The 21272-nt window shown below is 66.3% G+C and carries 19 protein-coding genes and 3 tRNA genes; 18 read left to right on the forward strand and 4 right to left on the reverse strand.

Translation table 11 applies throughout. The features are described from left to right. Positions 1-869: elongation factor Tu (gene tuf, locus FHT36_RS09385; RefSeq protein WP_169122262.1), on the reverse strand; the 869-nt coding region annotated here is incomplete at its 3' end. 175 nt (positions 870-1044) lie between these two features. After that, on the reverse strand, positions 1045-1821 hold the full coding sequence (locus tag FHT36_RS09390; RefSeq protein ID WP_169122263.1) for an ABC transporter substrate-binding protein: 777 nt from the start codon (positions 1819-1821) through the stop codon (positions 1045-1047). A 259-nt stretch (positions 1822-2080) separates the two neighbouring features. Between FHT36_RS09390 and FHT36_RS09395 the strand changes: the two genes are divergently transcribed. The 8 genes from FHT36_RS09395 to FHT36_RS09430 all read left to right on the forward strand — a co-directional run bounded on the left by FHT36_RS09395 (position 2081) and on the right by FHT36_RS09430 (position 11781). Next, positions 2081-2902 carry a LuxR C-terminal-related transcriptional regulator gene (locus FHT36_RS09395; protein ID WP_169122264.1) on the forward strand — a complete coding sequence of 274 codons (822 nt, stop codon included), beginning with the start codon at positions 2081-2083 and terminating at the stop codon, positions 2900-2902. Between the two features lie 278 nt (positions 2903-3180). Next, positions 3181-5952, forward strand: coding sequence for a xanthine dehydrogenase family protein molybdopterin-binding subunit (locus FHT36_RS09400; RefSeq protein WP_169122265.1), 2772 nt, complete (start codon positions 3181-3183; stop codon positions 5950-5952). Between the two features lie 13 nt (positions 5953-5965). Next, complete coding sequence (locus FHT36_RS09405; RefSeq protein ID WP_169122266.1) at positions 5966-6481, forward strand: (2Fe-2S)-binding protein; 516 nt, start codon at positions 5966-5968, stop codon at positions 6479-6481. Positions 6482-6490: 9 nt separating this feature from the next. After that, on the forward strand, positions 6491-7105 hold the full coding sequence (locus FHT36_RS09410) for an Isoquinoline 1-oxidoreductase subunit (protein ID WP_169122267.1): 615 nt from the start codon (positions 6491-6493) through the stop codon (positions 7103-7105). Between the two features lie 18 nt (positions 7106-7123). Beyond that, positions 7124-8221: a hypothetical protein gene (locus tag FHT36_RS09415; RefSeq protein ID WP_210257681.1), complete on the forward strand. Its 1098-nt coding sequence runs from the start codon at positions 7124-7126 to the stop codon at positions 8219-8221. A 58-nt stretch (positions 8222-8279) separates the two neighbouring features. Continuing rightward, positions 8280-9254 (forward strand): polysaccharide deacetylase, encoded by a 975-nt coding sequence (locus FHT36_RS09420; protein WP_169122269.1) that lies wholly within the window; start codon positions 8280-8282, stop codon positions 9252-9254. A gap of 353 nt (positions 9255-9607) precedes the next feature. Next, positions 9608-11038, forward strand: coding sequence for a DUF1254 domain-containing protein (locus tag FHT36_RS09425; protein ID WP_169122270.1), 1431 nt, complete (start codon positions 9608-9610; stop codon positions 11036-11038). Between the two features lie 137 nt (positions 11039-11175). Beyond that, positions 11176-11781 (forward strand): hypothetical protein, encoded by a 606-nt coding sequence (locus FHT36_RS09430; RefSeq protein ID WP_169122271.1) that lies wholly within the window; start codon positions 11176-11178, stop codon positions 11779-11781. A 297-nt stretch (positions 11782-12078) separates the two neighbouring features. Here FHT36_RS09430 and FHT36_RS09435 read toward each other — a convergent pair. After that, a tRNA-Gly gene (locus FHT36_RS09435) sits at positions 12079-12152 on the reverse strand. A 130-nt stretch (positions 12153-12282) separates the two neighbouring features. Then, positions 12283-12367 (reverse strand) — tRNA-Tyr (locus FHT36_RS09440). A 300-nt stretch (positions 12368-12667) separates the two neighbouring features. On the opposite strand from FHT36_RS09440, the gene rlmB reads away from it, so the two are divergent. The 10 genes from rlmB to FHT36_RS09490 all read left to right on the forward strand — a co-directional run bounded on the left by rlmB (position 12668) and on the right by FHT36_RS09490 (position 21265). Next, the gene (rlmB, locus tag FHT36_RS09445) at positions 12668-13525 is read left to right on the forward strand and encodes a 23S rRNA (guanosine(2251)-2'-O)-methyltransferase RlmB (protein ID WP_169122272.1); all 858 of its coding nucleotides are present in this window, start codon (positions 12668-12670) and stop codon (positions 13523-13525) included. Positions 13526-13854: 329 nt separating this feature from the next. Further along, entirely contained in the window at positions 13855-15522 is a 1668-nt protein-coding gene (locus FHT36_RS09450; protein WP_169122273.1) for an MFS transporter, read from the forward strand. A 126-nt stretch (positions 15523-15648) separates the two neighbouring features. After that, positions 15649-15723 (forward strand) — tRNA-Thr (locus FHT36_RS09455). A 166-nt stretch (positions 15724-15889) separates the two neighbouring features. Continuing rightward, positions 15890-17077, forward strand: coding sequence for an integrase arm-type DNA-binding domain-containing protein (locus FHT36_RS09460; RefSeq protein ID WP_169122274.1), 1188 nt, complete (start codon positions 15890-15892; stop codon positions 17075-17077). Positions 17078-17284: 207 nt separating this feature from the next. Continuing rightward, on the forward strand, positions 17285-18412 hold the full coding sequence (locus tag FHT36_RS09465) for a hypothetical protein (RefSeq protein WP_169122275.1): 1128 nt from the start codon (positions 17285-17287) through the stop codon (positions 18410-18412). Between the two features lie 111 nt (positions 18413-18523). Beyond that, positions 18524-18760: a helix-turn-helix domain-containing protein gene (locus FHT36_RS09470; protein ID WP_169122276.1), complete on the forward strand. Its 237-nt coding sequence runs from the start codon at positions 18524-18526 to the stop codon at positions 18758-18760. A gap of 3 nt (positions 18761-18763) precedes the next feature. Then, complete coding sequence (locus FHT36_RS09475) at positions 18764-19105, forward strand: hypothetical protein (RefSeq protein ID WP_169122277.1); 342 nt, start codon at positions 18764-18766, stop codon at positions 19103-19105. Next, complete coding sequence (locus tag FHT36_RS09480) at positions 19102-19404, forward strand: hypothetical protein (protein WP_169122278.1); 303 nt, start codon at positions 19102-19104, stop codon at positions 19402-19404. The genes FHT36_RS09475 and FHT36_RS09480 overlap by 4 nt, the downstream gene beginning before the upstream one ends. Continuing rightward, positions 19401-20024, forward strand: coding sequence for a hypothetical protein (locus FHT36_RS09485; protein ID WP_169122279.1), 624 nt, complete (start codon positions 19401-19403; stop codon positions 20022-20024). The genes FHT36_RS09480 and FHT36_RS09485 overlap by 4 nt, the downstream gene beginning before the upstream one ends. Beyond that, positions 20021-21265: an AAA family ATPase gene (locus FHT36_RS09490; RefSeq protein WP_169122280.1), complete on the forward strand. Its 1245-nt coding sequence runs from the start codon at positions 20021-20023 to the stop codon at positions 21263-21265. Before FHT36_RS09485 ends, FHT36_RS09490 begins: the two co-directional genes overlap by 4 nt. Positions 21266-21272: the final 7 nt, after the last annotated feature.

Genomic DNA, 21272 nt, shown 5'->3' on the forward strand with positions numbered 1-21272 from the left:
TCCACGTCCTCACGCTTGGTGCCGCGCAGCAGGATGCCGACATTGTCGCCAGCCTGGCCCTGGTCGAGCAGCTTGCGGAACATCTCGACGCCGGTCACGGTCGTCTTGACGGTCGGGCGGATGCCGACGATCTCGACTTCCTCGCCGACCTTGATGATGCCGCGCTCGACACGGCCGGTCACCACGGTGCCGCGGCCGGAGATCGAGAACACGTCCTCGATGGGCATCAGGAACGGCAGGTCGATGGGACGCTCGGGCTGCGGGATGTAGGCGTCGACCGCCTCCATCAGCTTCAGCACCGCGTCACGGCCGAGCGCCGGATCGCCGTTCTCGAGCGCAACCAGCGCCGAGCCGCGGATGATCGGGATGTCGTCGCCGGGGAAGTCGTACTTCGAGAGGAGCTCGCGCACCTCCATCTCGACGAGCTCGAGGAGCTCCGGATCGTCGACCATGTCGCACTTGTTCAGGAACACCACCAGCGCCGGCACGCCGACCTGACGGGCGAGCAGGATGTGCTCGCGGGTCTGCGGCATCGGGCCGTCGGCGGCGGACACCACCAGGATCGCGCCGTCCATCTGCGCCGCGCCGGTGATCATGTTCTTCACATAGTCGGCGTGCCCGGGGCAGTCGACGTGCGCGTAGTGGCGGTTGTTCGTCTCGTACTCCACGTGCGCCGTGGAGATCGTGATGCCGCGCGCCTTCTCTTCCGGCGCCTTGTCGATCTGGTCGTACGCCGTGAACGTCGCGCCGCCGGACTCCGCAAGAATCTTCGTGATCGCAGCCGTCAGCGACGTCTTGCCGTGATCAACGTGACCGATCGTGCCGATGTTGCAGTGCGGCTTCGAGCGGTTGAACTTCTCTTTGGCCATTTCGTCTCTCTCACTCTCGGTCAGCGCCCCGCGCGGGCCGCCAAAAAATCCGCCGTGGGATAGGGGGTTTCAGAAGCGGATGCAAGAGGCGGGACAATCGCGCGCGATCCGCCCGCCCCCGCGCCTACGCGCGAAGACCGCTCCGGCAGGGCGCCGAGGCGGCCCCCTCCCCCGCCTATTCGCCATTGCCGGGACAGGCCTCCGTGCCACGGCCCGCGCCATAGGGCGTCGCGGCGATAAAGGCGTTCAGCGCCTCCGCAACGCCCGTCGATTTCGTGCGGACGATGAAGGAGAACGGCTCGTTCCGCACCTTTCCGTCCGGCGTCATCATGCAGTGCGACCACACCGGGACGAGGCCCATCTTCTTCGAAAGATACTGAACGGTGCCGAGCCCCGAGCCGAAGGCGAACGGCCCCTCGCCCTCCGCGGCGTCGCGGACCCGCCGGGCATTTTCCACATCGTCCGAGGTGCCGATGATGGTCACGTTCGCGATTTGATCGTGCGCGATGCGGCTGCGAGCATCCACATCCGCCGTCGAGCCCGCGATCACCATGATGGTCCGCCCGGCAAGATCGGTCGCGCGTGTCAGCTTCCCAGCGTCGGCCTTGCGCACGCCGAAGGCGCGCAGCACGAAATAATAGTGATCGGACCACACCCCCGCCGCGCCCGTCGCCTGCCGGCGCGCCGCGAGGTCGGCGATGCCCGAGGCCGCGATGTCGCAGGCGTCGGCACCGGGACGCGTCCACAGTCCGTCGAAATCCGCCACCTCTACCGGCTGGAACCGCAGCCCCTGCGCCGCGGCGAAGGTCTTGAGATACTCCACGTCCCATCCCTCCCAGACGCCGTCGTCGGACTTGCCGACGAAGGGCGGGAAGGTGGCGAACATGCAGACCGAGAGCGTGCCGGGCGCAAGCGTTTCAACAGGCGCGGCGGCGAGCGGCGGTACAGCCATGGCGGCAGTGAGAATCACCCCGGCCGCGAAACCGACGGCCCCACGTCGAACTGCACCCACCTGCGTCTCCCCAAAGCTGTGCCGGGACAATAGTCGAGGCCGGCGAATGCGCAACGCGGCGGTCCGGCGACAGCAGCTGATCGCCGCGAGCTGGCGCCTTGCCGCCGCGTGCGCGAACCGTCACAGTGCAACTGTCTTTGCGAACTTGAAGGAATTGCAAAGGCCTCACCGCCAGCACGGGTGCGACATGAGCCCTGACATGTCCCCTCTCTCCTGCACTCCGGATGACCTCCTGTCCGCCTCCGACGTGCGCGACATCGTGAGGCTGCTCGGCGACGTCATCGTCTCGCGCGCGGATTTCTCCTGCGTGAAGCGGCAGCTCATCGACGGCATCTCGATGCTGATCGGCGCCGATTGCTGGACCTGGAGCCTCGGCTGCCTGGCGGAGCCGGGCGAGCAGCCGGTCTATCTGGGACTGGCGCATGGCGGCCTCGACGAGGCGCGCTATGGGCGCCTCCTGCTCGCCGCCGCCCATCCCGATATGGCCTGGACCTCGGCGAAGCTGCTCGGCGAGATGCGCGCCCACAATGCCCACGTCACGCGGACGCGACAGCAGATCGTGGATGAAGCCACCTTCATCGCTTCGGGGGTCGGCGGCCATCTCGCTGACGCGGATATCGGCCCCTTCATCTTCTCGCTGCGGCCCATCGACGAGCGCGCGGTGAGCACCATCGCGCTCTTCCGCCGCCGGGACGCGGCCCCGTTCTCGCAGCGGGAAGCGCGGATCGCCCATATCCTTCTCAGCGAGCTGCCCTGGCTGCACGAGCAGGGATGGCCGAGCGATCGCGGCGCCAGCGTGCCTCGCCTGTCCCCCCGGCTGCGGCTGGTGCTGAACCTTCTGCTCGACGGGCGCACGCGCAAGGAAATCGCCGTCAGCCTCAACTTGTCCGAATACACGGTCGCGCAATACCAGCGGGCGGTCTATCGCCACTTCGGCGTCCGCTCCCACGCCACCCTGCTGCGGCGGTTCCAGATGGGCGACGGCGGTGACCGACGGCCGACCGTCCAGGAGGCGGGCTGACGACCGCAGTCTCGGCCCCATCCCTCAAATGAGGGAATAGGAAGAGGTCCGGCGCCTTTGGTATGCAGGGCAAGCTGCAGCGTCGGCGGAAGCATGTGTGAAGTGCGGACAGCTTCACGCGCCCGGATGCGCCCTCGCCGGGAGCACGGGCGCTTGCGCATCCAAATTAAAAATTGAACGTCTGATTTAAGTTCCATTGTACCGGAAATTATATGGCGTATCGGCTTCCATAAATTGCTGATACCGTGGTTTTTACTTGGTCCGGGGAAGAAAAAAGCATGCGTCCATCGCGGCGTGATTTCGTGACCTGGGTTGCAGCCAGCGGCATCATGCTGGCCATGAGCCGCATCGGGCCAGTGCGGGCCGCCCGCTTCGAGGCGACCCAGACACTCCCCGGCACGGCGGCGTCCCGCCTCCCCGGCGCCACGGCCGGGCGCATCGATGCCCTCGCCAAGGTGACGGGCGCCAAGCTCTACGCATCGGATTTCCGCGCGGCGGACATGGAGGGGTGGCCTGAGACCACCGCTCACGCCCTGCTCGTGCGCGCCGCCGACGCCACCCACGTCTTCACCGGGCTCGATCTCTCCGCGCTGGAAGCTGCCGCCCGTCCGGCGCAGGTGGTAACAGCGCAGGATCTGGAGCGCGCGGGGGTCCGCGTACCGCCCTTCTATGCCGGCGACCTGCTCTGCCCGCCGGGCAAGACGCCGCTCTATCTGGGCCAGCCGTTGGCGCTTCTGCTGTTCGAGACGTTCGACGCCTATGACCGGGCGCGGGCGATCCTGCGCGAGAAAAATCCCGCCCGGTTTGGCGCCGAAACCGAGCCCGTGGCGCAACCGAACTACGCCGCCTTGCGCTTCACCCGCGTCGCCGGGGAAACGCCCGGCGCACCGGATGTCTATTCGCCGCTGATCGAGGGCTGGATCAGCCCCGGCGTCTTCGAGCCCGGCGGCCGGCCCGTCTGGCAGCCGCTGCCCACCGCGGAAGGCGGCCAATACAAGAAGGGCGCGCTCCACGGCGAGGCCATCCGCGCCTTCATCGCCGCCAGCGCGCCGGACATGCTCGTCCTCGACCGCCAATTCCGCACCCAGTCCGTAGACCCCATGTTCCTGGAACCGGAGGGGGGCCTCGCCTGGTACGACCCGCGGGCCAAGGCGCTGCGCACGGTGCTCGGCGTCCAGTCGCCGCTCGAGGCGAGCGAGGAGCTGGCCCACCTGCTGGGAGACGCGGCGACGGGGTTCCGCCCCGAGCGGATCGAGAGCCATTTCGCCCATGTGGGCGGCGGGTTCGGCGGGCGCGACCATACCCCATTCCCGTTCTACGTGGCGCTGGCCGCCATGTTCCTGCCGGGCCGCCCCATTCGCCTTGCCCACGACCGGCTCCAGCAGTTTCAGGGCGGCATCAAGCGCCATGCCTTCGACATGCACACGCAGGTGGCGTTCGAGCGCGCCACCGGGCGGATGCGGGCGTTTGCGGCCGACCACGTCCTCGATGGCGGCGGCCTCGCCAACTATTCGGCGAGCGTGGCCGCAGTGTCGGCCACCTCCGCAATCGGCATCTACGACGTCCCGAAGGTGGACGTGACCACCCTCGCCGAACACACACGCGGCGTGACGGCCGGATCCATGCGCGGCTACGGCGTGCTCCAGACCACCACGGCCCTTGAGACGCTGGTGGACGAAGCGGCGCAGGCCCTGTCGATCGACCCGATCACGCTTCGGCGGCGCAACCTGCTGAAGGCCGGCGGCCTCACCATGACCGGCAATCCGTGGACCGTCTCGATCCGCACGCCGGAAATCCTCGACAAGCTCGAAGCCCACGCCCTGTGGCGGGGCCGCGCTGCCGCCCGCAAGGCGGCCCCGGCCGGGACGCTGGTCGGCACCGGTGTCGCCGTCTGCGCCAAGGATTACGGGACGGGCGCCGACTGCTCCCTCGGTCGGGTGGAGGTCGATCCTCAGGGGCGCATTCGCATCTTCTGCGACGCGGTGGAGATGGGCAACGGCATCGGCACGGCGGTGGCGAACCGCGTTGCGGGCCTGCTCGGGCGGCGGGCGGACGAGGTCTCCGTCGCCCGCATCGATGCGTTCGATGAACTCGGCCTGGTGACGTCCGGCGATCCCTACACCCTCACGCAGACGGAGCAGGACGAAGCCGCCCGCAACCCGCGCTGGGTGCCGGCGATCAGCTCCGCCACCAGCGCCTCCATCGGCGCCCATGTGGGAACCCAGGCGGCGGCCGAGGCGGCGCGGCTCATTTTCCGCTTCGGGCTATGGCCGGCGGCACTCAGCCTGTGGGGCATCGCGCAGGACGATCCGCGCCGCTTCCTGTGGCAGGAGGCGTTCTGGTTCGACGGCGCGCTCATCCTCTCCGGCCTGCCGCCGCTGAAGCAGGAGAAGGTGGCCGCCCGCGCCCACGAGATGGGCGGCCTCACCGGCGCCATGGCCCACGCATTCTCCCGCTGGGCATGGGCGCAGGCGGCCTTTCCCCTGGACGGGTTCGAATGGGTGGTGGACCTCGACGCGCTGGCGGTACGGCGCGGCGGCGGCGCGTTCAAGGTGCTGGACCGCAGCTTCATCGCCTTCCCGCCGGCGAGCTACAACCGGATCGGCACCTCCTTCACATCGAGCTGCGGCACGCTGGTCAAGGTCGAGATCCAGAAGGCGAGCGGCGCGGTGCGGGTCTCCCAGGCCTACAGCGTGCTGGAATGCGGCGAGGTGCTCACGCCCGAGGTGGTGGTCGGCCAGGCGCAAGGCGGCTTCGCCATGGGCCTCGGCTACGCTTTGCTCGAAACCCTGCCGCCGTTCGAGGACGGGCCCGGCAACGGCCGCTGGAACCTCGGCGACTATGTGGTCGCCCGTGGCTCCGACCTGCCCATCCACGCGCTGGAGGTCGAAGTGCTGCCGCGGGTCGCGCCGAACGAGCCCCCGAAGGGCATGGCCGAGGTGGTCATGATCCCGGTGGTGCCGGCCATCCTCAACGCCATCCACGATGCCACCGGGCATCGTTTCCGTGCCTTGCCCGTCACGCCGGACGATGTCCGGCGGGTGTTGTGAAGGGAGAAGCCGCTTGCCCCCGGTCTCACTCACCATCAACGGTCGCAGCCACGGTCCCATCGAGGTCCGTGAGGGCCTGAGCATGAACGACTTCCTGCGGGAAGTGCTGGGCATGACCGGCACCAAGTTCGGCTGCGGCGCCGCCCAGTGCCTCAGTTGCGCGGTCATCGTGGATCATACGGACGGCACCAGCTCGACCACGCCCACCTGCATCGCGCCCGCCACAGACTTCGACACGCTCGCCATCCGAACCGTGGAAGGCCACGCGAAGAACGGCGAGCTGACGCCCCTGCAGAAGAGCTTCGTCGCCCATTTCGCCTTCCAGTGCGGCTATTGCACCCCCGGCTTCCTCAATGAGGGGCAGGTGTTGCTGGAGCGGCTGGAACGGGCGCCCATTCCCCGGGCCGATCTGGAGCGCACCATCGCCGAAGCCCTCGACGGCCATCTGTGCCGCTGCTCCGGCTACGTCAAATACCACCAGGCGGTGCGCGACGTGGTGCTCGCCGACCCCAAACGCTTCCTGACCTGAGGGGCTTCGATGCTGTTCGACAGGCGCCTCGCAACGATCCTGCCCGCTACGGCCCTCGCCGGCCTGCTGGCGGCAGCCGGGATCGCGCTTTCGGCGCCCGCCGATACCCTCGCGCCACCGGAAGCCTTCGTCGCCATCGCCGATCCGGCCCAGCGCTCGGCCGCCTATTTCGGTGAGCTGAGCAAGGTACTCACCCACCCGCGCTGCACCAATTGCCACCCCGCCACGGATCGGCCCCGGCAGGGGGATTCCGCACGTCTCCACCAGCCGCCGGTGACGCGGGGCGCCGACGGGTTCGGCACCGCCAGCCTGCGGTGCGGCACCTGCCATCACGGCACGAATTACGAGCCGGCCGGCGTGCCCAGCCATCCCCAATGGCATCTCGCGCCCGCCGAGATGGCGTGGGAGGGCAAGAGCCCCGCCGAAATATGCATCCAGATCAAGGACCCGAGCCGCAACGGCGGACGGTCTCTCGCCGATCTCGTCGCCCATATCGGCGACGACACGCTGGTCGGCTGGGCCTGGCATCCGGGCGGCGCACGCGTGCCCGCGCCGGGCTCGCAACAGGAAGCGAAAGCCTTGGTCAAGGCGTGGGTCGAGAGCGGCGCCGCCTGCCCGAAATGAAATATGGAGGAAGAAACAATGAAATACCGTTCCGTCGGATGGGCCGTGGCGGCGGCACTCGCCGCACTGCCGCTGGCCGGCGCCATGGCGGCCGAGCGACCGGACTATCTCAAGCCCATCTCCGGGCCGCCGCAACCGCCCTCCGCGCAGGACCTCGCCAATCGCAATGTCCTCCAGCTCAACACCACCATGTTCTCGCTGTATGACAGCGCCGGTGTCGCCTTCCGCCGCAACATCCTCGCCAACCATCCGGTCATCCTCGCGCTGTTCTCCGGCGCGGGTGGCCGCATGATCCTCTACCGGCCGGGCCAGCCCCCGCTCGAGGCGCCGTCGGTGCCGAAGGCCTATCAGTTGATGAAGTCGCTGGGCCACAGCGCCATGGCCATTTCCGAGGTCGTGCTGCCCTATGTGGATACGCCGGCCGACACCTCCTGGGTCGCGCCCATGCGGGCCTATCTCACGGAAATGAAAAGCGCGCTGGAGACCATCGGCGCGGCGGAGATGCCTGATGCGTGGCGGGCCAATTCCCGCGCGATCCTGGAGAACAACATCGCCTTCATGGAGGACAGCCTCGCCAAGGGCGCCGTCACCCTCGATGCGGTGCAGGCCTATGCGAAGACGCAGGCGCCGGTTCTGCGCAATGCCATCGCCTGGGCCGCCCAGACACAAGTGAAGCACTGGATGGGCGTGCTGGACGGCTGGAAGAAAGATCTCAGCGGCAGCTTCGATCAGGCCTTCGGGGCCAGCAACACCATTTATGTGGCGCGCCAGAACAACGTGCTGTTCAGCGTTCTGGCCCAGTATTTCGGCGAGAAGGCCATTAACGACCGCCTGTTCCTGATCGAGACCGTCTCCTTCACCACCACGCCGGAGGACATGCTCACGGCGGTGGTGCGCATCATCTCCGACCGCTCGGTGGGCGGGCTGTTCTTCAACAACGACCGGCTGATGGACTACGAACTGATGGGAGGCGATGCCCGCAAGGCTATCATCGCGGAGATGAAGGCGCGCGGGCAGGAGGCGTTCCTGCCACCGCAGGTTCCGTTCGGCTCGAAGCAGTGGCCGGCGCTGATCTCCGGCGGATCGGGCGCCGCCTCCCTCGACGACATCCATTGAACGGCGCCCCGGGCGCGGGACATGCGTGCCCGGGGGCTTGCAGACAGGCAGGTGGGACATGCGCGCAGCGATCTTCGCCCTTCTCCTTGCCGCTGTCGCGGCGTTGACCCCCGTGCGCGCCCAAGCGGCCGACAGTGCGGGGACCGACTGGATCACCGGCCTGCCGCGACAGGACATTCCCGTCGCCGCATGGCCGGATGGAAAGAAGGTCGCGGTGCTGTTCGTCCTCTACGTGGAGACGTGGGGCCACGGACAGGGCCCGAACTTCCGCCCCGACATGACGGGCCGGACGCCCGACCTCGTGGACGAGGGGTTCCGGCAATACGCCATCAATTTCGGCCTGCCCCGCACCGGCCGGCTGTTCAAGGACATGGGCATTCCTCTCAGCCTCGCGCTGAACGCCCAGTTCCCGCAGGCGCAGCCGCAGGTGTGGGCGACGTTGCGGGCGCTCGTTCCCTCCGCGCCCATCATCGCCCACGGGCTGAACAATTCCACCGACCTCCTGCCCTTGTCGGAGGGGCCCGCGGCGCAGCGCGCCTATATCCGCAGGACGCTGGACATGATCGAGGCGGACACCGGCGTGCGTTCCACCGGCTGGTCGAGCCCCAGCGTCTATCCCGATGCGCAGACGTTCGAGGCGACCGCCGCCGAAGGCATCCGCTACACCCTCGACGGCATGGATTCCGACGTGCTGTCGCGGCTCGACACCAAGCCATCGCCTCTGGTGCTCGTGCCCTATCCGCCGAGCGTGGTGGACATGGGCCAGTATCTCTCCCGCTTCAAGGAAGCCGACGACCTCGCCCGGCTTTGGATCGACTATGTCCGCGAACTGGCCCGGGAGGCGAAGGCCGATCCGTCCCGGCAAGCGACCGTGGTCGCCATCGGCATCCACCCCTTCGTCGTCGGCACGCCGGCGGGCGCTGCGGCCATGCGGCGGGTGCTGGAGGCCCTGAAGGCTGAGGATCTGGTCTGGCTGACCGATACGGACACGGTGATGCGGGCCGCCGGCCAGTCCGCCAGTGTGGGCAAGTGACAACAGCGCGTCGCGAAACGCCCACCACGCTGAGTTGGCGAGCCGCGTTCTACTCAGCAGAAGTTGAAGCCAATTTTCGGCGGGGAAAAGATGTTCCGCCGCCTGTCGGCCTATAATGGCCATGAAAATCGGCGCAAGTGTTGAAAAAGGCCGCCTTTCAAGCTGGCGCTCTCCGCCTAGGCGCGAACACTTGCGTACCACCCGCCATATCGGCAGGTATCGACATGCGTCCCCGCCCCTTCTGCAATGGCGCGCAAAGCAAAACGCGGCGCTTGGGCTTGATATAACGTCCCGCCGCGCCGCAAGGCGACCAGATGCAACGACGTTGCCTTTGTTGATTGGGGGAAACGCACATGAACCTTTCCAGGCGCACAGTGACGGCCGGCCTCGGTCTCCTGGGTGCGAGCACAGCGCTGGGCTCGGCTCAGGCGGAAGGCTTCATCCACGAGCTGGCGGCAGACGCGGAAGATCTGCGCGCCGCATCGGAAGCCTATATCTACGGCTATGCGCTCGTAACCATGGAAATGACCCGCCGCGTGATGACGAATGTCGCCGCAGCGGAGGGGACCCGCGCGCCCATGGGCCAGTTCGTGCGCCTGCGCTCCTATCCCGATGCGAGCTTTCGCGACGTCACCGCGCCCAACGCCGACACGCTCTACACCACGGCCTGGCTGGACGTGGGCAAGGAGCCGTGGATCGTCAGCATTCCCGACATGAAGGGGCGCTACTTCCTGTTCCCCATGCTCGACGGCTGGACAGACGTGTTCCAGGTACCCGGAACGCGCACCACCGGCACCGGCGCGCAGACTTATGCCATCACCGGGCCGGGCTGGAAGGGCACGCTGCCGGCCGGCGTCGTGCAGTACAAGTCCCCGACCTCCATCGTCTGGCTGCTCGGCCGCATCTACTGCACCGGAACGCCGGAGGATTATGCTGCGGTGCATGCGCTGCAGGATGCCTGCAAGACCTATCCCCTCAGCGCCTTCGGGAAGGACTATGTGCCGCCGGCGGGAAATGTGGACGCCGCCATCGACATGAAAACGGCGGTGCGTGACCAGGTGAACGGCCTCAGCGGCGTCGACTATTTCAAGCTGCTGGCGGACCTCCTCAAGACCAACCCGCCCGCCGCGGCCGACGCGCCCATGCTGCCCAAGCTGGCGCGGATCGGCGTGGTGCCCGGCAAGGACTTCGATACCAAGGCCGCGGACCCCGCCGTGCTCAACCGCGTGCCGAAGCTCAGCTTCGACCGCATCATGCTGCACTTCGTGACCGGCCCCGAGATCAAGAACGTGAACGGCTGGCGCTTCACCACGGCGACCGGCGTGTACGGCACGGACTATATCCAGCGCGCCCTCATCGCGGCCATCGGCCTCGGCGCCAACCGGCCCGAGGATGCGGTCTACCCGACCTCGCTGAAGTCTGGCCGCGGCCTGCTGGCGCGCAAGTATGACGGCTCGAAGAAGTATGTCATGCACTTCCCCAAGGGGCAGCTGCCTCCGGTGAAGGGTTTCTGGTCTTTGACCATGTATGACGAGAATTATTTCTTCGTTGCCAATCCGCTCAACCGCTATTCGATCAGCGCTCGGCAAAACCTCAAGACGAACGCCGACGGTTCGGTCGATCTCTACATCCAGCACGAGTCCCCCGGGGCGGACAAGGAAGCCAACTGGCTTCCGGCGCCGTCCGGCCAGTTCATTCTCATGCTACGCATGTACTGGCCGAATCCGAAGAAGCCGTCGATTCTCGACGGAAGCTGGAAAATTCCCGCCGTCACGGCGTCCTGACATCGCCGCCGCACGACGCGGCGGAGATCAAGCGAAATCGCTGCGCCAGGAACCCAGGCCGCCATGCCCGCGGCCTGCGGTGGCGGGCGCATCGATGCAAATGCCCCATCCGAACATCCACCAGGAAGGAACACCACATGACGTTTAATGCCCTGAAGCTGGCCATCGTCGCCGGCAGCCTCGCCGCCGCCCTGCCGGCCGCGGCCCAGGCCCCCGAAGTGCCGAAGCCCGAGTCGGTCGAGGTTGTGACCCTGCCGGGCGTCGGCACCGCCACCGTCCTCAGCTACAAAGTCCGCTTCGTCTCTGCCGATCCGGCGACCCGCCGGGTCGTGCTGGAGACCCCGGCCGGAAAGCGCTGGGCCGTCATCGCCCCGCCGCTGGTCGGCGACCTCACCGCCTTCCGCAACGGGCAGAGCCTGCTGATCCGCAAGCTGCCCGGCGTGGTCACCGCCATCGCCAAGCCCGCCAAGAACGAGCCCGCGGAAGTTCTGAACGAGGTCGTGGTCAATGACGGCCTGCCCGGCCTGCCCGAGGGCTTCGGCCTGCGCGAGGTGACCATCGTCGCCCCCGTCGTCGGCACCGATCCCGCCGCCGGCACCGTGAGCTTCCCGGGCCCGGATGGCTACCTGCGCACCCTGAAGGCCGCCAACGGCAAGGTCCTCAGCGACCTCCAGACCCTGCAGCAGGGCGTCAACGCGAAGTTCACCTACGTGGAAGGCCTCGCCATCAACGCGGTGCAGTGAACGGTCGCGTGACGACCGCTTGAAGGATTGGGACCTCGACCTCGGTGGGGTGTGCGATGTCGGCCCCGGGCCGCCGTGCAGCGAGCGAGGTTCCACAGGCCGTCAGGGGCTCCAAACGCCCCTGACGGCCGCTTTCCGTCAGGAGCGGGCAATGGTCAGAGCCATCGGTGTCGCGGGCATGGTCGCGCCCCGACGAATCGCGCGGACGTCCGCTCGGCACCCAACGCTCAGAGCCCGAGGCGATCGGCGCTCATGAGCCGGCTGGAGCGGCGCGAACTAAATTTCAGAAGACGAAGCTGGAGCGGGTGAAGGGAATCGAACCCTCGTATTCAGCTTGGAAGGCTGCTGCTCTACCATTGAGCTACACCCGCATGCCGGCTGGCTTAGCATGCCGGTTCAAAGCGCGGAAGAGGTGGCGGGCGACCGGACGGGCCGGCTTCCTCCTGCTTCCGCGGCCGGCGAACACCGGCCCCGCTCCTAAGAGCGCATTGCGACGACGGGTGGTGGAGGGGGTTGGATTTGAACCAACGTAGGCAGAGCCAACGGATTTACAGTCCGTCCCCTTTAACCACTCGGGCACCCCTCCATAACGACGCCCGTCATCGCGGACCTGCCTGCCGGAGCAGGACGGCTTCGAGCCGGACTGGTGATGCAGGAAAGCGCCAGCGGCCGAAGGTGACGCAGAGCGTGAACTCAAATCGCCATCCGAGGCCGGGTTTATGTGAAAACACCGTCCCGAAGTCAACCGGAAATCGCCCGGCCCGGCGCCTCGATCCCCGCCCCTGTGGACGGCCGGGCCCGGCGCGCCGCCGCAACCGGCACCGAAACGCCCATCTGCGCTCCGACGCCCCTTGCGCGCGGCGGCGGTGTCTGACAAAGCCACGGCATGTCTGATCGTCCGCCCCGCGAACCGCGCCGCCCCGGCGCCCGCCCGCCCTTCGCCGGCCGTGGCGGCCCGCGCCCGTCCGGCGCGCCGTTTCCCCAGCGCAAGGGCAAGGGTGGCGGCAAGCCGCCGCCGTGGGCCGGCGCGGACGATGTCGCGCTGCTCTATGGCTGGCACACGGTCGCCGAGGCGATCGGCAACCCGAAGCGGCGCTTCCGCAAGCTCATGGCGACGGAGAACGCGATCAACCGCCTGGCCGAGGAGGGACTCGTCCCGCCGGTCACGCCCGAGGTGGTGCGCCCCGGCGACATCGACAAGCTGCTGGGGCCGGACGCGGTGCATCAGGGCCTCCTTGCGGAAGTCGACCACCTGCGGTCGCCCCCGCTCAAGGATCTCGCGCAGAGCGAGCTTGTCCTCGTGCTCGACCAAATCACCGACCCGCACAATGTCGGTGCCATCGTGCGCTCGGCGGCGGCCTTCGGGGTCAGCGCCATCGTCACCACCGCCCGCCACAGCCCGGCGGCCACCGGCGTGCTGGCCAAGAGCGCCTCTGGCGGGCTGGAGCATGTGCCCTTCTGCCTCGTGCAGAATCTCGCCCGGGCGCTGACCGAGCTGAAGGACAACGGCATGCTGGTCGTCGGCCTCGACAGCGAGGGGCCGGCGGACATCGAGGACACCCGGCTGAGTGCCCCCCTCGCTTTGGTGCTGGGCGCCGAGGGCAAGGGCCTGCGCCAGCTCACCCGCGAGACGTGCGACGTGCTGGCCCGCATCGACCTGCCCGGCGCCATCAAGAGCCTCAACGTCTCCAATGCCGCCGCCCTCGCTCTCGGCATCGCCCGCCGCGCGCTGAAGAAGAGCTGACGTAGGGAAGCCGGCCAAAAGGCCTGCCGCCATGCTGCGGCGCATGCATTTTTCGCCTTGCACCTAAGACCAATGACCAATCGTAAGGCTGCCACACCTTCGCCATGATACCGCTTGGCGCGCCGTGCGCGCCCAGCCCTGCGGGATATCCGCGCGCCAACAATGACGCGGAACCCAGAGGGTCTACCGGAGGAACGCCCTGAGATCCGTCGCACTCCCGCGTGCGCACGGCGATGCGGGCGTGCGCCGAAAAGACCCTCTCTCGCAGGACCTGTTGGGTCCGACATCCGCCGGCGGCGGAACCCGAAGCGATGGGAGGGATAGGTTCCATGAGCGTGACCACAGCGGGGGCGGCAGCCAAGCCTCGCCCCATGAGCCGGGAGGAGAAGAAGGTCATCTTCGCCTCGTCCCTGGGTACCGTGTTCGAGTGGTACGATTTCTATCTGTACGGCTCGCTGGCGGCCATCATCGGCGCGCAGTTCTTCTCGGCCTATCCGCCGGCCACCCGCGATATCTTCGCGCTTCTGGCCTTCGCCGCCGGCTTCCTGGTGCGTCCCTTCGGCGCCATCGTGTTCGGGCGCATCGGCGATCTCGTCGGCCGCAAGTACACCTTCCTCGTCACCATTCTCATCATGGGCCTGTCGACCTTCATCGTCGGCATCCTGCCCAACGCGGCCTCCATCGGCATCGCCGCTCCGATCATCCTGATCGGCCTGCGCCTGCTGCAGGGCCTCGCGCTCGGCGGTGAGTATGGCGGCGCCGCGACCTATGTGGCGGAGCACGCCCCGCATGGCCGCCGCGGCTTCTACACCTCGTGGATCCAGACCACGGCGACCCTCGGCCTGTTCCTGTCGCTGATCGTGATCCTGTTCACCCGCACCATCGTGGGCGAGCAGAACTTCGCGGCCTGGGGCTGGCGCGTGCCGTTCCTCGTCTCCATCGCGCTGCTCGGCATCTCGGTCTGGATTCGTCTCCAGCTCTCCGAATCGCCGACCTTCCAGAAGATGAAGGAAGAGGGCACCACCTCGAAGGCGCCGCTCTCGGAGGCCTTCGGCAAGTGGGGCAACCTCAAGGTGGTCCTGATCGCGCTGTTCGGCCTCGTCGCCGGCCAGGGCGTGGTCTGGTACACGGGCCAGTTCTATGCCCTGTTCTTCCTGCAATCGATCCTCAAGGTCGATGGCTACACCTCCAACCTGCTCATCGCGTGGTCGCTGGTGTTCGGCACGATGTTCTTCGTGTTCTTCGGCTGGCTGTCCGACAAGATCGGCCGCAAGCCCATCATCCTCGCCGGCTGCCTGATCGCCGCCGCGAGCTACTTCCCGCTGTTCAACATGATCACCACCTACGCCAACCCGGCGCTGGAGAAGGCGATCCAGAACATCCGGGTCACGGTGGTGTCCGATCCGGCAAACTGCGGAAGCCTGTTCAACCCGGTGGGTACCCGCATCTACACCCAGCCCTGCGACCTCGCCCGCGACTTCCTCGCGAAGTCCTCGGTGAAGTACTCGACCGAGGCCGGCCCCGCTGGCTCCCCGGTGCAGCTGAAGATCAACGACACCGTGATCCCCTATACGCCTGACTTCAACAAGACGGCCCTCGCGGCGCTCCAGACGGCGGGTTACCCGGCGGCGGCGACCAACAAGGACGTGGTGAAGATGGCGCATCCGTTCGACATCTTCCGCCCGCAGGTGGCGGCGGTGATCGGGCTGCTCTTCATCCTCGTGCTGTTCGTGACCATGGTGTACGGCCCGATCGCGGCAGCTCTGGTCGAGCTGTTCCCGGCCCGCATCCGCTACACCTCCATGTCGCTGCCCTACCACATCGGCAACGGCTGGTTCGGCGGCCTTCTGCCGGCGACCGCCTTCGCCATGGTGGCAGCCACCGGCGACATCTATTACGGCCTCTGGTACCCGATCGTGATCGCGCTGATGACCTTCGTCATCGGCCTTCTGTTCGTGCCCGAGACCAAGGATCGCAACATCGATCACTGGCACTGAGGTTGCGCGCGGCCCCGCCGCGCGTCTCCCCCAAGCGAACGGCTCCGCCCAAGGCGGGGCCGTTTTCATTTCCCCCTGCCCCCGGCTTGTTCAGCCATCGAGGCGCTGCTAGAGCATGGGGCCGGAGCCGGGTTAGCACAGCGGTAGTGCAGCGGTTTTGTAAACCGAAGGTCGGGGGTTCGATCCCCTCACCCGGCACCATTTCCCCCTTAGCTGACATTCACCGACATAAAGAAAATGGCCCAGATACAGGGTTTTTCGCCAGGTCGGCGTTAGTGGGCATAAGCCATCAGCTGTTGGCATTCAGCGGATTTGTTGGCATGATTGTTGGCATCGTCAGGTGCCAACAAATCCGGATGCCAACAATATGGCGCTTTCTGATGTCGCCGTTCGTTCCGCCAAGCCCCAGCCCCGTCCCGTGAAGTTGTCTGACGGAGGCGGCCTCCACCTGCTGGTCACGCCCACGGGCGGCCGTCTTTGGCGCTTGGCTTACCGTTTCGAAGGCAAACAGAAGCAGCTCGCGCTGGGCGCCTACCCGGCAGTTGGGCTCGCCGACGCCCGAAAAGCACGGGACGCGGCAAAGTCGGCTTTGGCGGCAGGCGTCGATCCAGCCGCGAAGGCAAAGGCGGAGAAAGCTGCGCGTCAGACGGCGGCAGCGAACACGTTCAATCTCATCGCCGACGAGCTTCTGGAAAAGCTGGCTCGGGAAAATCGGTCCGCCACAACGCTGGACAAGGTCGCCTGGCTGTTGGGGTTCGCCAGGGAGGAACTTGGAAATCGCCCAATCTCGGAGATCACCGCGGCGGAGGTGCTCTCCGTGTTGAAAAAGATGGAGACACGAGGCCGACATGAAAGTGCCGGCCGGCTCCGATCAACCATTGGGCGTGTTTTCCGATATGCGGCTGCGACAGCTCGCACGGATCGAGATCCAACCCTCGCCTTGAAGGGGTCTCTCGTCACCCCGACGGTCGTGCATCGTCCCGCAGTGACCGACCCGAAAGCCTTTGGAGCGCTGCTTCGGGCCATTGCCGGCTTCGATGGGCAACCCACGACAAGAGCTGCGCTGCAGCTCATGCCGATCCTCTTTCCGAGGCCTGGCGAGCTCAGGATGGCGGAATGGAGCGAGTTCGACCTCGAAAAGGCAGAATGGACCATTCCGGCGGCGCGCATGAAGATGCGACGTCCGCACCGGAGCCCCCTGCCCCGACAGGCAGTATCGATCCTCAAGCGGCTGCACCAGATCACCGGACGGGGAAGGCTGGCCTTCCCCTCGATCCGCACCGTGCTCCGCCCGATCAGCGAAAACACGATGAACGCCGCCCTTCGACGGCTGGGCTATGCGAACGACGAAGTCACCCCTCACGGCTTTCGGGCTACCGCTTCCACGCTACTGAACGAGAGCGGCCTTTGGCACGCCGACGCGATCGAGCGGCAGCTTGCGCATCTCGACGGCAATACGGTCCGAAAAGCATATGCCCGCGGTGAGCACTGGGACGAGCGCGTGCGGATGATGCAGTGGTGGGCGGACCACCTAGACGCATTAGCAGCAGCGTGATCGGGAAAATCCGCACCGCTACCAGGAACTGGGACCGGCGATTGCAAGGCGCTCAGCCGGTGGAAAGCGGGCATCAGCAAAAGCTTCAGCGCGGTCTCATGCCAACCGTTCTTTTAACGGCGCTGGAGGGTGTTTATTGTGGTTGACGACCATTGAATGTTGGAGGCGCGAACGGACCAAACCTAGGCACAGTAGCTGGAGGCCCCAATGGGCACCGTCGAGCTTGCAATTAGGGCCGCTCGCCGCGTTGGCGAGCAGAAATGTTGGCGCGCCGAGCAGGCGCTCGTCATGATCGCAACGGGTGACCAAGCCCGTGCAGATCGGTCGGCGAAATGTACCCGTTCTGAACTGGACGAATTGGGCGCCGCCTTCGATTGCGCGGTGAACACGCTTTGGCAAGCTGCGCGCTTGTATCATCCTGGCGTTCAGGAGTGCCCGCAGCGCGGTGTTCCTGTGTTTGGCAGCTCGTGGGGTCAGGAGCGCCTGAGGGCGCGGCAACTCGACCCAGAGGCATTGAGGGGCCTGCAGCTACTCTTCGCCGGCGATGAAATCGTCTTGGGATTGAACCGGCACCCCGTATGGGCAAATCTCCATTTCCTTCGTTCAGATGTCCTTGCGCTCTCAGAGCGGGTGAGAAATGACGCGCGGGCGCAGGCAAGGCGCAACCTCGTCGCTGCCGCCCGGTTAAAGCGCAAAGCGTGGCTGTCCTTTAGGGACGCGGTGCGGGTGACCATGATTAACATGGTGAAGGGGCGCCAACGGCACCTTGCCGCTCTGTGCACGCGTGACGGAGCGCCCACTGGCCAGCCACCAGCATGGCTTATCTACGTCCTCGGCGCCGCGGAGGCGGCGGACCAGAAAGCCCGCTGTGCATCCCTTTGGGGCCGGGCTGAAAAACATCTATTGAATGAGCTCAGCTGGGGCAGGATTTCAGCACGGGGTGAAATCGAAGGGGTTTCGTCCGAGATCCCGGCGAACGAATGGACATGCCAAGATCGGCTCAATCTCTTGGAAAACTCCCTAGGCGTCAGGGAAAACATTACGATACACCTCGTCCAACATTACCAATCGCCTCCTGAGCAAGACACCTTTGTCTCAGTCCCAAACAGGACACAGAAATCGCCAAATCGCGGGCGGCCGAAGAAATATAAAGACGACCTCAAGGAACACCTCCAGGACATCGGCAGAAAACATAAGATGCGCAGCGATTATCAGAACGAAGAAAAATTGAGTAATTCGAAAATTGTTGAGCATCTTAGAAATTATTGTACGCATCAGCGACTTAAATGCCCGGGGCGAACGAAGCTGTATGAGTGGGTTCGGGAAATCCGGTAATTCGTTAAATCGAATTATTGGATAATCGGATTACAGGACGCTTCCCACTCGCCATCCTCCATTCACATCAACTGGCTGCAACGACGCAACGCCAGTCGCTGTGAGGGAAAGATGGCAAAGGTGAAAGACAACCCGCCTGCTAATGGCGCGCCTGAGGACGCAGATGGCCTGCTGACCGTCGAAGAGGTTCGCGCTTACTTCAAGTGCAGCACGCCAACCGTCTATAAATACCTCTCTGAGCGCCAGCTGGAGGGGATTAAATTTGGTCGAAGCACGCGCATCACGAAGGAATCAGTGCGCAAGCTTCTCGCCAAATTGCCTCGCTTCGGCGCCGAGCGGGCGGCCTGATCGATGGCCGCAACGAAAAACCCCGCGCCGGGGTGGGATCGGCGCGGGGCTCTCGGTCAGGCAGCTTTGGTGAGCGGCTCCCGAGAGAACAACAACCTCCCCCATCTTCCTCAACGCACCGGCACCCGCCCTGCACATCAGGCGGTGATCCTAAGCCACGGCATCCAGCGGTGTTCGCCCAGCGATAGGGCCGGCCGGCCGGTGTTCGTCGTCGAAATTGCCTCGGCGAATGGCACGGTTCTGCTTGCGGCGATCTGTTCGACGCGGAAGGCCGCCGAGGACGAAGTGCTCCGCCATCTGGCGGCAGACATTCCATTCGTCGACCGGACGGGAGGCGCGCCATGACGGCCGCGCCCGAATTCGCCGACCACGCCGACCTGGCCAACAAGATCGCCCGCGAGGCCGCAGTATCGCTGCTTGGGCACTGCCTGCGCAGTCACGACGAGCTGTCGGGAATGACCGACCAAGAGGTGTGCGATCGCGCCTTGCTTGCGGTTCGCGGCTGCGCCGGGGACCTTTTCCAGCGTGCCGAGGCGGATGGGGCGGCCTTCGCTGGACAGTTCCAGGACTACGTCGGCCTGCTCTTCCTCCGCGAGTTCAACCGGCTCTGCGCGGCCTGGCGGACCGAGGGAGGCCGGGCATGACGGCCGCCCATCCCGAACGCGCGATCGCTCGCGACCTTGGAGACCTCATCCTCGCCGGCTGTGGTGTCGGCGGGGCCGCGGCTGACAATTTCGAGCAGCTTCGCGACTTCATCGCCCAAGAGGCGCTCGACCTGCGGCTCGTCGAGACATTTGCCGGTTCATTGACGCTGGCCCGCTGCGCGTTCTCTCCGCCGCCCCGGCGTTTCCACTTCGATCCGGCCGGTGAACTGGCGGCGGTTGTCGAAGCGCTGGAGATCGAGCACGGCGAACGCTGGCTCGTTGACCACGTCGCGTGGCCTGTCTTTCGACCGTCCGAGTTCGCGATGGCGGCCGGCCGCGCCCACTTGCTGGGCGCCGATCAGGTGGACAATCCGGCGTCGTTCTTCGGCGGCAGGCCGCTGCTGGTCCACCGGCACCCGCTTTCCTGGCTCCGCTCTGGCTGCTCCGGCGTCGTGGTGCTCGACGAGCGTGGCGCCGGCGCGCGACTGGCGGCGGCTCGGGGCAATCTGCTGGCCGAGGATCTGGACCACGCTCGGGAACTCCACCGCCTCATGGGCCGGGCGTTTCCGACGAACCGGATCCGCGTCCCGGCTTCCTCCATTCACCGGGGGGCCGCGTGACCCACGACGTGTCGCTCGACGAGGCCGACGATCTGGAGCGGCGCGAACGGCTGCGCAGCAGTGCCCAGGACCGCTCCAAGCCGGAAGCAGATCCTCGTTCCGGCGCCGCGCCCATTGATGCACGACATCCCGACAGTAGCGGGGAGCTGACGGCGGATGATATCGCGCGGCTGGCGCCTATGCTCGACGCCGCGGTGTTCGACGGGGTCGAGGTGCCGGCGCGCGAGTGGCATGTCGAGAACTACATCCCGCGGAAGACCGTGACCATCCTCTCCGGCGATGGCGGTACCGGGAAATCCACCTTGGCGATGCAGCTTGCAGTGTGCACCGTCTTGGGGCGCCCATGGCTTGGCATGCCGGTAGAGAAAGGGCCGGTCATTTACGTTGCTGCCGAAGATGATCTCGACGAGCTCCATCGCCGGTTCGCGGCAATCGTCGACGATCTCAGTTTGAACTTCAGCCACTTAGTCGGAGCTGGGCTCCAGATTATTCCGTTGGCCGAATGCGAGGATGCTTTGCTGGCGGTGCCCAATAAGTCCGGCAATCTGGAGCCGACGCCGCGTTTTCACGCTTTGATGAAGCGAGTGGAAGCGGTTCGACCCTCGCTTCTCGCGCTCGACACCAAGGCGGACCTCTTCGGTGGTGATGAAATCAGGCGTGCGCACGCCCGGCAGTTCATCGGTCTCCTGCGATCACCCTCGATCCGGCTGCAATACACCACGCTGTTGCTCGATCATCCTTCCGCCAGCGGCCTCGCGCGTGGCACCGGCGATTCCGGTTCTCTCGGGTGGGGGAACTCGGTTCGCAGCCGTCTGTATTTCGATCGGGTGAAGGGCGAGGATGGCGGTGAGGCCGACCCGGACGTGCGCCGGCTAGCTACCATGAAGGCAAACTATGCTCAGAAGGGACTCGAGCTGCGGGTTCGCTGGCAGCGCGGTGTCTTCGTGCCGATCCCGGTACAGGGCACGGCAGCATATGGCGCCCAGGCTGCGGCGGACCATGCCGAGGAGGTGTTCCTGCGGATGCTGAGGACGTACATCGCTGAGAAGCGCGACGTGAGCCCCAATCCCAGCAGAACGTTCGCCCCGGCCGTCTTCGCGAAAGACCACCGAGCAGAGGGATTGAAGAGCGCCACCCTGAAGCAGGCCATGGACCGGCTGTTCGAGAAGGGGAAAATCGCGGTGCACGTGGGCGGATCTCCCGCGCGCGCTCGCCATCGAATCGTCCTCGCCGGAGCCTGATGGAAGA

Origin of the sequence: Xanthobacter sp. SG618, assembly GCF_012932745.1 — a bacterium.
Lineage (GTDB): Bacteria > Pseudomonadota > Alphaproteobacteria > Rhizobiales > Xanthobacteraceae > Xanthobacter > Xanthobacter flavus.